Below are 14,331 nucleotides of genomic sequence, written 5' to 3' on the forward strand. Positions count from 1 at the left end.
GTGGTGCTGGCCCCACCCACGATCGAGGAGGTGACGACCTCGTCCGGGCCTGCCCGGCGGAGCAGAGTTCTCCCTGTCAGCGACGGGCCGATCCGGCCGGATCGCCCACCAGAGAGGACATCAGCCATGACCGGCACCTTCGCCCGCGCCGCCGCCGCCCTCGCCGCCGCCGCGACCGTCACGCTCGCCGCCGCGGGCACCGCGTCGGCCCAGGAGTCGCCGCCCGCAGGCTCACCCCAGCAGGCCTCGGCCACCGAGAAGGCCGCCGCCGAGGTCCGCCCGGCGATCGTCTACCTGACCTCCACCTACACCGCCTACGTGGGCGACACCGACGGTCTCTACTTCAACCAGGGCCAGCCGATCACGCTCACCGGCACCTGCACGGGCTTCGGCGTGAACCCCAACGGCTACATCGCGACCGCCGGCCACTGCGTCGACACCACCACCCCCGAGGGCATCCGGCGGGACTTCGTCACCACCGTGGCCCAGGACCTGGTGAGCCGCGACCCGAGCCTCCCGCTGAACGACGTGATCGAGTACGGCATGGCGAACTGGTCGGTCGAGGGACAGGCCAAGGGCTCGCCCGTGGACGTCCAGTACGCCGCGGTGATCGGCTCCGGCACCGGCAGCTCCACGGACGGCACCTCGGTCCCGGCCCGCCTGGTCGACTTCCGGCCGAACTCCCAGGGAGACGTCGCCCTGCTGAAGATCGAGTCGACCGACCTGCCGTCGGTGGACGTCGACAAGGGCACCTCGGCGGCGATCGGCACCCCGGTCCTGTCGATCGGCTACCCGGCCAGCGCCGACGCCGTCACCGACGTGACCCTGGAGCCGTCCAACAAGGACGGTCAGGTCAGCACGACCCGCACGATCGGCTCGGTGCCCTTCTACGAGACCAGCGCGTCGCTGTCGCCCGGGATGAGCGGCGGCCCGACCGTCGACCTCGAGGGCGACGTGATCGGCATCAACAGCGCCTACGTGCAGGGCGACCAGGCCTTCAACTTCATCGCCCCGGCGACCGGGCTCACCGAGCTCATGTCCCGCAACGGCGTGCAGAACCAGCTGGGCCCCAACGACACCCTCTACCGCGAGGCCCTCAACGACTACTACACCGGCCACTACTCCGACGCGATCGCGGCCTTCGACCGGCTGCTGCTGGTCGACCCGGACCACGCCCAGGCCAAGCAGTTCAAGACCGAGGCCGCGAAGGCCAAGGAGCGCTTCGGCGACGCGGTCACGGCGGCGCCCGCCGACCAGCCGCAGTCCGGTGACGAGATCCTCGGCATGACCCCGTGGGTGTTCTGGACGGTCGTCGGCGGCGGTGCCGCGGTGATCGTCGGCGGGATCGCGCTGCTGCTGGTCCTGCGTCGCCGCAAGGGTGGCGCCGCGCAGGTCGTGACCCCGGCCCTGCCCGCCCCGCGGCCCACCGACGGCTACGCCGCCTGGACCCCCGGCGCCCAGGGCCCGAACCTCCCGCAGCGCCCGGCCGCCCCGGTGTGGGGTCCGCAGCCGATGCCCGCCCGCCCCGCCGCGCCGAGCACGTCCGGTGTGGACTCCGAGGCGCAGACCCGGATCGTGACGCCCGCGGACATCGTCGCCGCGCAGCGTCCGGCCCCCACGGTGAACGGCTCGTCGGTCCCCGCCACCGCCGCCGAGGAGGGCGCCACCACCGTGGTCTCCGTCCCGACCACCTCGATCGAGTGCGGCACCTGCGGCACCACCGTCGCCCCCGGCGCGGTGTTCTGCTCCACCTGCGGCACCCGCCAGGCCTGACCGCCGCGGCCCGACCGCCGAGACGAACCTCAGCCACGCCCGGACCCCGGTCCGGCGTGGCTGAGGTCGTTGCGGCAGATTTCCGGGCACGGATGTCGAGAACGCGTCGGGGGCTCCGACCGGCAGGTGACACCGTCTTTCGTGAAGGAGCATCCGATGCGCCACATCGTCCACTTCGTCAACGTCTCGCTCGACGGCCGCATCTGCGGACCGGCGGGCGAGTTCGACTGGGCCCAGGTCGGGGAGGACTACTCGGAGCTGTCCTTCAGCCTGCAGACCGAGGACACGACGCTGCTCTACGGCCGCGCGGTCTGGGAGATGATGGCCGGGTACTGGCCGACCGCCGACGAGCAGTCCGACCACCCGCACACCGTGCGGTACGCGCCGATCTGGCGGGCCGCGCGGAAGGTCGTGGCCTCACGGACCCTGGAGAAGGCCGAGGGCGCGGAGCTCGTGCGCTCGGTCGACGAGATCGCCGCGCTGGACGGCAGGCTGCTGCTGATGGGCGGCGGTGGGCTCGCGGGTGCGGTGGCGGCCGCCGGGCTGCTCGACGAGCTCCGGATCGCGGTCCACCCGGTCGTCCTCGGCGGCGACCACGCCGTGCTCTCCGGCGCGGGCAGGCTCGGGCTCACGCTGCGCGAGTCCCGCGTGCTCGACGGTCGGGTCGTGCTGTCCACCTACGCTGGGAGTCGATGAACCTCCTGCAGCGGGCCGCCCGCCTCGTCAACACCGTCGTCTCCCCGCTCGCCCGGTCGGGCAGGCTCGGGCCGATGACCGAGATCGGCTACGTCGGGCGTCGCTCGGGGCGCGAGGTCCGCCTGCCCGTCGCGTTCCTCCCCGAGGGCGACGGCGGGGTGATCCGGGTGGAGCTGCCGGACCGCAAGACGTGGTGGCGCAACTTCACCGGTGAGGGGGCGCCGCTGTGGGTCCGCGTGGCCGGAGCGGAGCGCCCGGGGCACGGTGTGGCGGTGCGGGACGGGCGGCAGGTGCGGGTCGACGTCCGGTTCGGGTAGGCGCGCCCCCGCGGCCCGACCTCAGGCGTTCTGCAGGTAGACCAGCACCGCGGAGACGCGGCGGTTGAGGTCCTTCTCCTCGGAGAGCCCGAGCTTGGAGAAGATCGAGTTGGTGTGCTTCTCGATCGCCCGCTCGCTCAGCACCAGCGCGCCCGCGATGCTCGCGTTCGACTTGCCCTGGGCCATCTCGCCCAGGACCTCCAGCTCGCGGGGGGTGAGGGCGTCGAGCTCGCTCGGCTTGGCGCGCTGGGCGGCGACCAGGCCCTCGATGACCGTCGGGTCGATGACCGAGCCGCCCTCGGCGACGCGGCGGACCGCCTCGGCGAGCTCGTCACCGTCCGCCACCCGCTCCTTGAGCAGGTAGCCGCGCCGGGCGGTGCCGTCGGCCAGCAGGGTCAGCGCGTACTGCGCCTCCGCGTACTGGGACAGCAGGATCACGCCGGTCTGCGGCTTCCGTGTGCGCAGGTCCGCGGCCACCGAGATGCCCTCGTCGGTGTTCGTCGGGGGCATCCGGATGTCGGTGACGACGACGTCCGGGTCGTGTTCGGTGATCAGCGCGTGCAGGGCGGGGAGGTCGGCGGCGGAACCGACGAGCGAGAGCCCGTCGGTGCCGTCGATCAGCCGTACGAGCCCGTGCCGGAGCAGGGCGTTGTCCTCGGCGAGGACCACTCGGATCGTCACGCGGCCGATCGTAGGTGGGCGATCACGCGCCGGGGAGGTGTGCTGGCCACACCGTTGCGGGTTCGGGATGCCGCCCCCCGACCGGCACCGCCAGCGGCGGCACCCGCCCGCCGGAGCGGCGGGCGCGCCCGCGGGCCCACAGGTAGCGCAGCGGCCCGCTCACCAGCGCGGTGCGCGGCATCTCCAGCGGGAGGGTGCTGCGCAGCGCTCCGGGCACCCGGCGCAGCAGCGCGGCCCGCCCGGGGGCGCTGAGCAGCACCTTCGTGACCACCCCGGCGAGGCCGGCCGCGCGGGCCTCGGCCAGGGCGCGGACCTGTTCGCCGTCGGTGGCGTGGTGGTGGCGGACCCAGGCGGCGGGTTCGTGCGCCACGACGTGGCCGCCGAGGACCAACCGGACGAGGAACTCGGCGTCGTCCCCGCCGGGGCCCAACGCCTCGTCGAAGCCGCCGACCGCCCGCGCGACGTCCGCCCGCACCGCCATGTTCGAGCCCGCCCCCAGCAGCGAGCGGGAGAGCGGGAGCAGGGCCGTGCCCTCGAGCGCGATGCGGCGGGGCCGGAACTGGGCGCGCGGGCGCGCGAGGTCGGCGACGCGCTCCTGGTCCAGGTCGAGGCGCGCCGCCAGCACCGGCCCGGTCATGCCCGCCACCTGCGGATCCAGGAACGCGCCCGCCACGCGGCGGGCCCAGCCGGGATCGACCTCGGTGTCGTCGTCGGTGAAGGCGACGATCCCCGTCGTCGCCGCCACGAGGCCGCGGTTGCGGGCCGCCGCCGCGCCCCGACAGGTGTCCCGCAGGTAGTAGACGCGCGGGTCGGCGAGCGCGTCGACGGCGAGCCGGGTGCGGTCGTCCGCCGGGTCGTGGTCGACGACCAGCACGGTCACCGCGGGGTGATCGCCCGCCAGCACCGAGCGGACCGTGCGCAGCAGGCCCTCCGGCCGCCGCCGCGTCGGCACGACGACGGTGAGCGGCTCGTCGGAGGACGGCACCGAGCGGCGGGCGTGGACGGGCCCGATCTGCAACCGGACGGCCTCGGCCCGGCCCACGGCGTCCGCGACCCCGCGGCGCAACCCGACGGTGATCTCGCCGAGCGCGTCGCCACCCGCGGTGACCAGCAGCCGGGCGTGCCGGTACCCGGGCTCGACCTGCAGACCCGCCAGGTCGTCCACCTCGGTGCGCCCGACCCAGGTCGGTCCGTGTTCCGGAACCATGACGCCGAGTGTGCGGGATTGCCGCTGTGACGACACTGAGTACGCAGGTACCGTCCGGATGTGAGTGATCAGAGGCCGCGGGCGGGCGTCGTCGTGACGGGCAGCGAACTGCTGACGGGGACGGTGCGGGACGCGAACGGACCCTGGGTGGCCCGCGAGCTCGGCGAGCTCGGGTTCGAGGTCGCCCGGATCGAGATCGTGGGGGACCGGCCCACGGACCTCGTCGCGGCGCTGGAGCACGTCGCGGAGTTCGACCTGGTGGTGACCTCCGGCGGGCTGGGGCCCACGGCGGACGACCTGACCACCGAGATCGTCGCCGGGTTCGTCGGGGCGCCGCTGGAGCTCGACGAGACGATGCAGGCGCTCATCCACCGCCGCGTCGCGCGGTGGGCCGAGCGGACCGGATTCGCGGGCCCGGCGCTCGACGAGGCGACCCGCAAGCAGGCGATGGTGCCGCGCGGCGCCGTCCCGCTGGAGCCGGTCGGCACCGCGCCCGGGCTGGTGGTGCGCAAACCCGCGGGCCCGCTCGTCGTGGTCCTGCCGGGTCCCCCGCGCGAGCTGCAGGGCATGTGGCCCGCGGTGCTCGCGGCGCCCCCGGTGGTGGAGCTTCTGGCCACGGTCCCGCGGGCCGAGCCGCGGTCGCTGCGCTTCTTCGGGCTGCCGGAGTCCGAGATCGCCCAGACCCTGCGGGAGATGGAGCGCGCCCGCGACCTGTCCGCGGTGGAGGTCACGACCTGCCTGCGGCGCTCCGAGCTCGAGGTGGACCTGCACCCGCTGCCCGGCGCGGAGGAGCTGGCCGCCGAGATCGCGGACGAGATCGTGTCGCGCCACCGCAAGAACCTGATCAGCGCGTTCGGCACCACCACCGACGAGCTGCTGGCCGCCGCGCTGGTCGAGCACGGGCTCACCGTCGCGACGGGGGAGTCCTGCACCGGCGGCATGGTCGCGGCCCGGCTGGTCGACCGCGCGGGCTCGTCGGCGTACGTGAACGGCGGGGTGGTCGCGTACTCGAACGAGGCCAAGACCGCGCTGCTCGGCGTGCCCGCGGAGATGATCGCCGAGCACGGCGCGGTGTCCCCGGAGGTCGCCCGCGCCCTGGCGGACGGGGCGCGCGAGCGGTTCGGCGCGTCGATCGGCGTCGGGGTCACCGGGGTGGCGGGCCCCGGCGGGGGCACCGAGGCCAAGCCGGTCGGCTACGTCTGCTTCTGCGTGACGACGGCGGACGGCCAGGTGATCACCCGCGACCCGGTCCTGCCGGGCTCGCGCGGGGACATCCGGGAGCGCTCCACCGACCTCGCGATGCATTTGCTGCTGCGTGCGGCGGGCGGGCTGCCGCGGTAGGGGTGCCACCGCGCGACCCCACCCACGCACCGGGCCCGGGCCGCCTGCGCGACCCGGGCCCGTCCGTGCACTTTCCTCCGGTCCGCCTGCGGCGGCCGCTCCTCCCCGCTCCTCACGGCTCCTCGCAGCGAGGGTCGGGCGTGGAGCGGGGCCACCGCTCCACGCCCGCAGCCGCGCATCCGCTCCCCAGCGACGCGACTGCCCCGCGATCCGGCGCTCCCCAGCACCGGGCGCGGACGATCAGGACTGCTGCACGCCCGAGTTGCTCGAACCGGTCGACGCGGCGGACTGGTGCACGTCGCCCGAGCTGAGGATGCCGCCGATGTTGACGGTCGGGTTGACCTGCAGGTTCAGCCCGAGCAGGCTGCCGCCCTGCGCGGCCTTCTGCGACCCGCCGCGGTGCCCGCCACCGTGCCCGCCGCCGTGCCCGCCGGAACCGGACTGCTGCACGCCCGAGTTGGCCGACGAGTTCGAGTAGGCGGTCTGCGTGACGTCGCCGGAGTTCAGGATGCCGCCCGCGTTCACCGCCGGGTTGACCTGCACGAGCCCGGAGACCAGGTCACCGGCCTGGAAGGACTCCTGGCCGCCGCTGGCGTCGTGCCCGCCGTGCCCGCCGTGCCCATGCCCCGAGCCGCCGGACTGCTGCACGCCCGAGTTCGCCGAGCTCGCCGAGTAGGCGTTCTGGTGCACCGGGCCGGAGTTGCCGATGCCGCCGACGTTCGCCGCCGGGTTCACCTGCAGGAGCGCGCCGACGAGGTCTCCGCCCTGGACCGCGGTCCGGCGGCCCGAGCCGTGCCCACCGGACTGCTGCACGCCCGAGTTCGCCGAGGACGCCGAGTACGCCTTCTGGTCCACCGAGCCCTTCGACAGCACGCCGCCGACGTTGAGCGCGGGGTTCACCTGGCCGAGCAGGCCCACCAGGCTCCCGCCCTGGACGGCGGTCTGGCGGCCCGGGCCGGAGTCGTGGTGGGTCTCGCACGCCTGGGCGACGCCGGTCCCGGCCAGGGTGAGCGGCACCCCGAGGGCGCTGACGGCGACGATGCGGGCGGTACGGGTGAAGCGAGACATCACGGCTCCTGGAGTGGGCGCGCCGCATCGACCGACCACAGTGGACTTTCACGAGCCACCGCACCGGCTGCGACCTGAACGTTTCCGGGGATGTCCGCCGGTGTCACCACCCGCAGACGTTCACTTCAACGACGGTCACTCGATAGGGGTACGGCGGTGACGCAGAAGTGATGTCGATCTCTCAGCGGCAACGCATCTCACTCGTTCAGGTACCGCAGAGTGCTGCTCCGTTCAGCGGAGTGTCACTGCCGTGGCAGCGTCCCGTCAGCGCAGCGGCCGGAAGAAGGCACGCAGCTCGTCCACGAGCGTCTCCGGCTGCTCCAGCGCGGCGAAGTGCCCGCCCGCGACCGGCGTGGAGTAGTGCCGCAGGTCGGTGAACCGCCGCTCCAGCCAGTGCCGCGGCAGCCGGGTCATCTCGTGCGGAAAGATCGTGACCCCGGTGGGGACCTCGACCGTGTCGAGCCGCTGGCGCCGGAAGCTCTCCCAGTACAGCCGCGCGCTCGAGGCGGCGGTGCCGGGCAGCCAGTAGAGCATCACGTTGTCCAGCAGTCGGTCGCGGGAGATCACGTTCTCCGGGTGTCCCGCGCAGTCCGTCCAGTCCCAGAACTTCTCGATGATCCAGCAGGCCTGCCCGACGGGGGAGTCGGTCAGCCCGTAGCCGAGGGTCTGCGGGCGGGTCGACTGCTCCGCGGAGTAGCCGGTGCCGGAGACCGCGAAGCGCTTCGCGAACATCTTCGCGGCCCGTTCGTCCTTGGACAGCGGCTTGCGCTCGTCCTCCGGCGGGGCGTCGGCCAGCGGCATCGTGAGGTGGATGCCGGCCAGCGCCTCGGGCAGCCCGGACGCCAGCGCGCTGGTCACCATGGAGCCCCAGTCGCCGCCGTGCGCGCCGTAGCGGTCGTAGCCCAGCCGGTCCATCAGCTGCGCCCACGCCGTGGCGATCCGCTCGACGCCCCACCCGGACACCGCGGGCTTCTCGCTGAACCCGTACCCCGGCATCGACGGCAGGACGACGTGGAAGGCGTCCGCCGGGTCCTTCGGGTCCGTCAGCTCGCCGAGCACCCCGAGGTACTCGACGACCGACCCCGGCCAGCCGTGCGTGATCAGCAGCGGCAGCGCGTTCTCGTGCCGCGACCGGACGTGCAGGAAGTGGATCTCCAGGCAGTCGTCCGCGCCGCCGTCGAGCCCGGTGGTGAACTGCGGCCAGCCGTTGAGCTCGGCCTCGCAGCGTCTCCAGTCGTAGGTGTCCGCCCAGTACGCGGTCAGCTCGCGGGCGTAGTCCAGCGGCACGCCCTGGGTCCAGCCGCCGACCGTGGCGGCCTCCGGCCAGCGGGTGCGCCGCAGCCGGTCGCGCAGGTCGTCGAGCTCGGCGTCCGGGATGTCGAGTCGGAAGTCGCGCACTAGAGCTGCACGCCCCGCGTGAGCGCGCCGTCGACGACCAGGTTGGTCCCGGTGATCCGCGACGCCAGCGGGCTCGCCAGCATCACCACGGCGTAGGCCACCTCCTCGGGGGTGCCCATCCGGCCCGTCGGGTTGAGGCCCATGGCCGTGTCGAACAGCTCCGGGTTCCCCTGCTCGATCCCGGCCCACACGCCGCCCTCGAAGTAGGTGTTGCCCGGCGACACGACGTTCGCCCGGATCCCCTTCGCGGCCAGGTCGACGGACAGGCCCGAGACGTAGTGCACGATCGCGGCCTTCATCACGCCGTACGAGCCGTCCGCGAAGTCGATCTCCCGTCCGGACACGCTGGACACCGCGATCACCGACGCCGACGGCGAGGCCTCCAGCGACGGCATGGCCGCCTCGACCATCCGCACGGTGTGCATGAGGTCGACCTCGAAGGAGCTCCGCCAGTTCTCCTCGCCCGGCCCGATCGCGAGCGCGCTGACGTTCGCGACCACGATGTCGATGCCGTACTCGGCCTCGTCGGACACCCACTCGGTCAGGGCCGCCGCGTCCCCGACGTCGAGGGCCCGGCCGGCGACGTCATACCCCTTCGACCCGAGCAGGTCGACCCGGGTGCGGACCTCGTCCTCGTTGCGCGCGCAGAACGCGACCCGCACGCCCTCGGCCGCCAGCATCTCGACGACGGCGGCGCCGATCCCCTTGGTTCCCCCGGTGACCAGGGCCTTCTTGCCGCTGAGCTGCAGATCCATCAGACGGATCCTCCGATTTCGCGCAGGTGGGCGTGCATGCCGCCGTAGGCGGAGCCCGTGGGGAGCAGGGACTTGGCGACCTTGGTGACCGCCGAGTAGTTGGTGTCGACCACGTTCGCCAGCGGCGACTCGGCGACCTGGGTGAGCAGCTGGTAGGCGTCGAGCCGGTCGAACCCGTAGAGCTGCCCGAGCCAGTCGATCATCCCGACCTGGCTGATCCGCCAGGCGTCCTCCAGCGGCCGGGACGACCCGACGACCGTGTAGTGGGTGTCCGACTCGATCCGCGGCCAGGGGGTGGCCGTGTTCTTGATCAGCTCGACGAGCAGGGTCACGTCCATCGCCCCCTCGACCGCGGTGCCGCAGCTCTCGCCCTCGCCCTGTCGGTAGTGCCCGTCGCCGACGGAGAACAGCGCCCCCTCGACGTTGACGCCCAGGTAGCAGGTCACGCCCGGCTTCATCTCGGGGGTGTCCATGTTGCCGCCGAACGCGTCGGGCACCAGGCTCGACCGGACCTCCCGGCCGGCGGGGGCCACGCCGACGGTGCCCAGCATCGGGTTGCACGGCAGCTCGAGCCGCAGGTCCACGCTCTGCGCCTGGAAGGCGACGGTGTTGCGGGCCCGGTCCAGCTCGTAGATCCAGGTGCGCTCGGGCAGCGGCTCGTGCAGCAGCGCGGTCCGGTCGGTGCCCGACAGCGCGCCGAAGAACGGGATCGTGGTCGACGCGCCCCAGTCCCGGGCCGGTCGCAGGTCCACGATGTGCAGGGCGAGGGTGTCCCCAGGCTCGGCGCCCTCGACGAAGAACGGTCCGGTCTGGGGGTTGACCTCGGTCATGTCCAGCACCGCGCTCGGCCGGTCCGTGGTCGAGGTCAGACGTCCGGAGAAGGCGTCCTCGGTCCAGAGCTTGAGCAGCGTCCCGGGCCGGATCGTGTGCGACGGCGGCGCCCCGCCGAACGTCCAGACGTACTGGTCCCGGGTCGGTCGGTACTCGACGACGTCCACGGCAAGATCGTGGCCTGCGCGGGGTCGACCCACAAGTCTCGCGCGAACGGCGCGTTCGCTCACACCTACCGAGCGAGCGCGCCGTTCGCTCCGGTGAGGGCGCGGGAGATCCCGCGCGCCGCGGCCAGCACGGCCGGGGCGTAGGCGTGGGGGTTGGACTCGGCCGGGACGACGATCGACAGGGCGGCGACGACACCCGTCGCGTCCCGGACCGGCGCCCCGACCGACTGCGAGACGAGCTCGATCTGCTGCACGCTGATCGCCACCCCCGTGCGCCGGACCTCGCCGAGCAGCCTGCGGAGCTCCGCGGGGTCCACGACCGTCGCGGGCGTGAACCGCCGGACCGGCGCGGCGAGCACCCGGTCCACCAGCTCGGGATCCGCGTGGGCGAGCAGGGCCAGCCCGACCCCGGTCGCGGTGGCGGGCATCCGGGAGCCCGCGCGGCTGCGGATGCTGACGGCGTCGTGCGCGGACAGCCGCTCGACGTAGACGACCTCGGCGCCGTCGAGCACGGCGAGCACGACGTTGTGCCGGGTGACCTCGTGCAGGTCCTCCAGGTACGGCATCGCCCGCTCCCGCAGCCCGACGCCCCGCGGGGCCAGCGAGCCGACCTCCCAGAGCCGCAGCCCCACGCGGTACGCGCCGGAGTCCGCCCGCTCCAGGGCGCCCCACGCCGCGAGCTCGCCGACGAGCCGGTGGGTGGTGGTCAGCGGCAGGCGGGTGCGCCTGCTGATCTCGGTGAGGGTGAGGACGGGGGTGGCGTCGGTGAAGGCGCCGAGCACGTCCAGCACCCGGGCGGCGACGCTCACGCCTGCGATTCTTCCGCAGAGCGGAAGCGATGTCGAACCGGGGTGCGAGACCGGGCAGGCTGACCGCATGCACCAGTACGTGCGGGCCGAAGACGTCCATCCACCGCTGGACTCACCCGGGTACAAGAGCACCGGCCTCCGCCATCCCACCCAGGCGCCGATCGTCGTGCCGCAGCGGCTGACCGAGGTCACCGGCCCGCTGCTGCACGGCACCATCGGGCCGAACGACCACGACCTCACCCGCCAGCACGCGGGCGAGCCGCAGGGCCAGCGGATCGTGGTGACCGGCCGGGTCCTGGACTCCGACGGGCGCCCGGTCCCGGACACCCTGGTCGAGGTCTGGCAGGCGAACGCCGCGGGTCGCTACGCCCACGTGAACGACACGTGGGCCGCGCCGCTCGACCCGAACTTCACCGGCGGCGGCCGGGTGGTCACCAACTCGCTCGGCGAGTACTCGTTCACCACGATCAAGCCGGGCGCCTACCCGTGGGGCAACCACCACAACGCGTGGCGCCCCGCCCACATCCACTTCTCGCTGTTCGGCCAGGCCTTCACCCAGCGGCTCGTCACGCAGATGTACTTCCCGGACGACCCGCTGTTCGCGTTCGACCCGATCTACCGCTCCGCGCCGGAGAAGGCGCGGGAACGGATGGTCTCGGCCTTCGACATGGACGCGACGCAGCCCGCCTGGGCGCTGGCCTTCCGCTGGGACATCGTGCTGCGCGGCCGCGATCAGACCCCGTTCGAGGAGCCCCATGCCTGAGCTCACGCCGTCCCAGACCGTCGGCCCCTACCTGCGGATCGGCCTCGACTGGGCGGACGGCCCGGACGTCGTCCCCTCCGGCGGGGTGACGATCGGCGGCACCGTCTACGACGGCGCGGGCGCGCCGATCACCGACGCGATGATCGAGACCTGGCAGGCCGACCCGCAGGGCCGGTTCCCCCACCCGCTGTCCGGCGGCACGGACTTCCGCGGCTTCGGCCGCAGCTGCACCGACGGGACCGGCCGCTGGGAGGTCCACACCCTGCTGCCCGGCGCGCTGCCCGGCGAGGCCCCGCACCTGGACGTCTCGGTGTTCGCCCGCGGGCTGCTCGACCGCGTGGTCACCCGCATCTACCTGCCGGAGCCCGGGGACGACCCCGTCCTCGCCGCGGTCCCGCAGGAGCGGCGGCACACCCTGATCGCGGAGCGGGTGAGCGAGACGGAGTACCGCTTCGACATCCACCTGCAGGGTGCGCAGGAGACGGTGTTCTTCGACTTCTGACCCGCCGAGATGAACCTCAGGGCGATGCCGACCCCCGTCGGATCGCCCTGAGGTTCATCTCGGCTAGGGGATGTTGCTGAACCGGACCGAGCGGAACGTGAACCCGCTCGAGTTCTCGTGCGGCCGCGTCCAGCGCGGGGCGTGGTGCTGCGCGTCCGGCTCACCCTCGGTGAGCTCCGCGCAGGACTTGCCGCTCAACAGCGCGACGGCGTCTGTGCGGTTGACCGACTCCGTCCACTCCGCCGGACCGGTGGCGAAGGACGTCAGGTCGTAGCAGGTCCCGAGCTCGGGATCGACGATCGCGTCCGACTGCGGGGACCACGCACCCTCGTCCGACGTGCCGTTCATCGCCACGTAGGTGCCGTAGGCGTGGCCGGGCGGGGTGCCCGGGGTCTGGGCCATCGCGACCGCACCCATGCCGGCCCCCGCCAGCGCGAGCAGCGCCGTCGAGACCACTGTCACCACCGTGCGGCGCATTCCGGACCCCCCGATCGAGTGCACACGGATCACCCTACCGGGGGCGATCCACCTCACAGGGTCAACGCGCGTGCCACGGAACGGTGACGGGTAGTCCTGGTCACATCGCGGACTGGAGATCGTCTTTCACAGCGTTCCCACAGGTGGGAGCGAGCGGGCGCCCACTCCGCGGTGCGATAAAGGGACTCGTACCGGGACGAGGCGGAGGAAGGTGATCGACGGTGACGAGCAGAGCGATCGGCGCCGCGGGCTTCCACTCCCCGTTCGGAGACCTCTCGCACCTGCGACTCCGGCTGCCGGTCGTCGCGCAGCTGACGCGGTACGCCCTGGTCGGCGGCGTCGGCACCGCCGTGAACGCAGGCCTGTACCTGCTCTTCCGGGTGGCGCTGGAGGCGATCCCGGCGAACCTCGTCGCGCTGCTGCTGAGCACGGCCGTCAGCACCGAGCTCAACCGCCGGTTCACCTTCGACGGTGCGAGCGCCCACCGCTGGCGGGTCTGGGTCCAGGACCTCGGCACGGTCGTGTTCTACGCCTTCTACAGCTCGGCCGTGTTGCTGGTGGTGGACGAGCTGATCGACGGCGCGACCACCCTCCAGGAGACGGCCGCGGTCACGGCGGCGAGCGTGCTGGGCGGGCTGCTGCGCTTCCTCGTGCTCAAGGTCTGGGTGTTCGATACCCACCATGATCAGGCAGACGGTGACGACATCGGGGTCCGGGCCGACGATCCACGCGGAGCGCGCGGGCCAGGGGCCGCCGGTGCTCCTGCTCCACGGGTACCCGCAGAGCCACGTGATGTGGTGGCCGGTGATGGACGCGTTGGCCGAGAACCACACGGTGGTGGCGCCGGACCTGCGGGGATACGGCCGGTCTGAGCTCGCGCCGGACGGGGACTACTCGTTCCGCGCGATGGCGGCGGACCCGGCCGCGCTGATGGCCGAGCTGGGCTTCTCGGAGTACGCGGTGGTGGGCCACGACCGCGGCGCCCGGACCGCGCACCGGCTCGCCCAGGACCGCCCGGAGCGGGTCACCCGGCTGGCGCTGCTGGACATCATGCCGACCGACTACGTCTACGCCACCGTGGACCGGCGCATCGCCACCGCCTACTACCACTGGTTCCTGTACCTGCAGCCCGCCCCGATCCCGGAGAACCTGCTCGCCGGGGACCCCATCGGCTACCTGCACGCCGTCCTGGACAGCTGGGGGAGCGGCCTGGACGCGCACCCCGCGGAGGCCCTCGCGGTCTACGAGGAGGCGTTCGCGGATCCCGCGCGCCGGCACGCGATGCTCGAGGACTACCGCGCGGGCGCCGGCATCGACGTGGAGCACGACGCCACGGCAGGCCCGCTGCGCTGCCCCACCCTGGTGTTGTGGGGGGAGCGCGGCGCGGTCGGCGGGTACGCCGAGTCGCCGGTGGACGTCTGGCGGACCCGGGCCGCGGATCCCGCCCTGGTCACCGGCTGGGCGATCCCGGAGGCGGGCCACTTCCTGGTGGAGGAGAACCTCGACGCGACGCTGGCGGCCCTACGGGAGTTCCTGACCGCCTGAC

The 14,331-nt window shown here is 73.4% G+C and carries 16 protein-coding genes; 8 read left to right on the forward strand and 8 right to left on the reverse strand.

Annotated elements, in window-relative coordinates; genetic code table 11:
- Positions 1-126 precede the first annotated feature (126 nt).
- The 3 genes from L3X23_RS31870 to L3X23_RS31880 all read left to right on the forward strand — a co-directional run bounded on the left by L3X23_RS31870 (position 127) and on the right by L3X23_RS31880 (position 2,786).
- Entirely contained in the window at positions 127-1,773 is a 1,647-nt protein-coding gene (locus L3X23_RS31870; RefSeq protein WP_237197003.1) for a serine protease, read from the forward strand.
- 156 nt (positions 1,774-1,929) lie between these two features.
- On the forward strand, positions 1,930-2,469 hold the full coding sequence (locus tag L3X23_RS31875; RefSeq protein WP_237197005.1) for a dihydrofolate reductase family protein: 540 nt from the start codon (positions 1,930-1,932) through the stop codon (positions 2,467-2,469).
- Positions 2,466-2,786 (forward strand): hypothetical protein, encoded by a 321-nt coding sequence (locus tag L3X23_RS31880; RefSeq protein WP_237197008.1) that lies wholly within the window; start codon positions 2,466-2,468, stop codon positions 2,784-2,786. Before L3X23_RS31875 ends, L3X23_RS31880 begins: the two co-directional genes overlap by 4 nt.
- A gap of 21 nt (positions 2,787-2,807) precedes the next feature.
- On the opposite strand, the gene L3X23_RS31885 is transcribed toward L3X23_RS31880, so the two are convergent.
- Entirely contained in the window at positions 2,808-3,461 is a 654-nt protein-coding gene (locus L3X23_RS31885) for a response regulator transcription factor (protein ID WP_237198174.1), read from the reverse strand.
- 28 nt (positions 3,462-3,489) lie between these two features.
- On the reverse strand, positions 3,490-4,674 hold the full coding sequence (locus L3X23_RS31890) for a glycosyltransferase family 2 protein (protein ID WP_237197010.1): 1,185 nt from the start codon (positions 4,672-4,674) through the stop codon (positions 3,490-3,492).
- A 60-nt stretch (positions 4,675-4,734) separates the two neighbouring features.
- Between L3X23_RS31890 and L3X23_RS31895 the strand changes: the two genes are divergently transcribed.
- Positions 4,735-6,015 (forward strand): competence/damage-inducible protein A, encoded by a 1,281-nt coding sequence (locus L3X23_RS31895; protein ID WP_237197012.1) that lies wholly within the window; start codon positions 4,735-4,737, stop codon positions 6,013-6,015.
- Positions 6,016-6,255: 240 nt separating this feature from the next.
- Here the strand turns inward: L3X23_RS31895 and L3X23_RS31900 are convergent, their stop codons facing one another.
- The 5 genes from L3X23_RS31900 to L3X23_RS31920 all read right to left on the reverse strand — a co-directional run bounded on the left by L3X23_RS31900 (position 6,256) and on the right by L3X23_RS31920 (position 11,043).
- A complete protein-coding gene (locus tag L3X23_RS31900) occupies positions 6,256-7,083 on the reverse strand; it encodes a hypothetical protein (protein ID WP_237197014.1) in 828 nt (275 codons plus the stop codon).
- Between the two features lie 264 nt (positions 7,084-7,347).
- Positions 7,348-8,481: an epoxide hydrolase family protein gene (locus tag L3X23_RS31905; RefSeq protein ID WP_237197016.1), complete on the reverse strand. Its 1,134-nt coding sequence runs from the start codon at positions 8,479-8,481 to the stop codon at positions 7,348-7,350.
- Complete coding sequence (locus tag L3X23_RS31910) at positions 8,481-9,236, reverse strand: SDR family NAD(P)-dependent oxidoreductase (RefSeq protein ID WP_093087178.1); 756 nt, start codon at positions 9,234-9,236, stop codon at positions 8,481-8,483. The genes L3X23_RS31905 and L3X23_RS31910 overlap by 1 nt, the downstream gene beginning before the upstream one ends.
- Positions 9,236-10,234 (reverse strand): acetamidase/formamidase family protein, encoded by a 999-nt coding sequence (locus tag L3X23_RS31915; RefSeq protein WP_093087180.1) that lies wholly within the window; start codon positions 10,232-10,234, stop codon positions 9,236-9,238. The genes L3X23_RS31910 and L3X23_RS31915 overlap by 1 nt, the downstream gene beginning before the upstream one ends.
- Positions 10,235-10,299: 65 nt before the next feature.
- Positions 10,300-11,043, reverse strand: coding sequence for an IclR family transcriptional regulator (locus tag L3X23_RS31920; RefSeq protein ID WP_237197017.1), 744 nt, complete (start codon positions 11,041-11,043; stop codon positions 10,300-10,302).
- A gap of 67 nt (positions 11,044-11,110) precedes the next feature.
- Here L3X23_RS31920 and pcaH point away from each other — a divergent pair, with 67 nt between their 5' ends.
- On the forward strand, positions 11,111-11,806 hold the full coding sequence (gene pcaH / locus L3X23_RS31925) for a protocatechuate 3,4-dioxygenase subunit beta (RefSeq protein ID WP_237197018.1): 696 nt from the start codon (positions 11,111-11,113) through the stop codon (positions 11,804-11,806).
- Positions 11,799-12,308 carry a protocatechuate 3,4-dioxygenase subunit alpha gene (gene pcaG / locus L3X23_RS31930; RefSeq protein ID WP_237197021.1) on the forward strand — a complete coding sequence of 170 codons (510 nt, stop codon included), beginning with the start codon at positions 11,799-11,801 and terminating at the stop codon, positions 12,306-12,308. The genes pcaH and pcaG overlap by 8 nt, the downstream gene beginning before the upstream one ends.
- Positions 12,309-12,371: 63 nt before the next feature.
- On the opposite strand, the gene L3X23_RS31935 is transcribed toward pcaG, so the two are convergent.
- Positions 12,372-12,809, reverse strand: a complete 438-nt coding sequence (locus L3X23_RS31935) for a hypothetical protein (RefSeq protein WP_237197023.1) — start codon at positions 12,807-12,809, stop codon at positions 12,372-12,374.
- Between the two features lie 197 nt (positions 12,810-13,006).
- Here L3X23_RS31935 and L3X23_RS31940 point away from each other — a divergent pair, with 197 nt between their 5' ends.
- Together L3X23_RS31940 and L3X23_RS31945 are read left to right on the forward strand one after the other, a co-directional pair.
- Positions 13,007-13,657 carry a GtrA family protein gene (locus L3X23_RS31940; RefSeq protein ID WP_237197024.1) on the forward strand — a complete coding sequence of 217 codons (651 nt, stop codon included), beginning with the start codon at positions 13,007-13,009 and terminating at the stop codon, positions 13,655-13,657.
- Entirely contained in the window at positions 13,593-14,330 is a 738-nt protein-coding gene (locus L3X23_RS31945) for an alpha/beta fold hydrolase (protein WP_237197026.1), read from the forward strand. The genes L3X23_RS31940 and L3X23_RS31945 overlap by 65 nt, the downstream gene beginning before the upstream one ends.
- Position 14,331: the final 1 nt, after the last annotated feature.

Origin of the sequence: Pseudonocardia sp. WMMC193 (genome assembly GCF_021728735.1) — a bacterium.
In the GTDB taxonomy this organism is placed as follows: domain Bacteria; phylum Actinomycetota; class Actinomycetes; order Mycobacteriales; family Pseudonocardiaceae; genus Pseudonocardia; species Pseudonocardia oroxyli.

Excerpts from the sequence above, each read along its gene's own strand:
- L3X23_RS31870 (WP_237197003.1), top strand. The coding sequence starts at position 127 with ATGACCGGCACCTTCGCCCGCGCCGCCGCCGCCCTCGCCGCCGCCGCG.
- L3X23_RS31875 (WP_237197005.1), top strand. The coding sequence starts at position 1,930 with ATGCGCCACATCGTCCACTTCGTCAACGTCTCGCTCGACGGCCGCATC.
- L3X23_RS31880 (WP_237197008.1), top strand. The coding sequence starts at position 2,466 with ATGAACCTCCTGCAGCGGGCCGCCCGCCTCGTCAACACCGTCGTCTCC.
- L3X23_RS31890 (WP_237197010.1), bottom strand. The coding sequence starts at position 4,674 with ATGGTTCCGGAACACGGACCGACCTGGGTCGGGCGCACCGAGGTGGAC.
- L3X23_RS31900 (WP_237197014.1), bottom strand. The coding sequence starts at position 7,083 with ATGTCTCGCTTCACCCGTACCGCCCGCATCGTCGCCGTCAGCGCCCTC.
- L3X23_RS31910 (WP_093087178.1), bottom strand. The coding sequence starts at position 9,236 with ATGGATCTGCAGCTCAGCGGCAAGAAGGCCCTGGTCACCGGGGGAACC.
- pcaH (WP_237197018.1), top strand. The coding sequence starts at position 11,111 with ATGCACCAGTACGTGCGGGCCGAAGACGTCCATCCACCGCTGGACTCA.
- pcaG (WP_237197021.1), top strand. The coding sequence starts at position 11,799 with ATGCCTGAGCTCACGCCGTCCCAGACCGTCGGCCCCTACCTGCGGATC.
- L3X23_RS31945 (WP_237197026.1), top strand. The coding sequence starts at position 13,593 with ATGGACGCGTTGGCCGAGAACCACACGGTGGTGGCGCCGGACCTGCGG.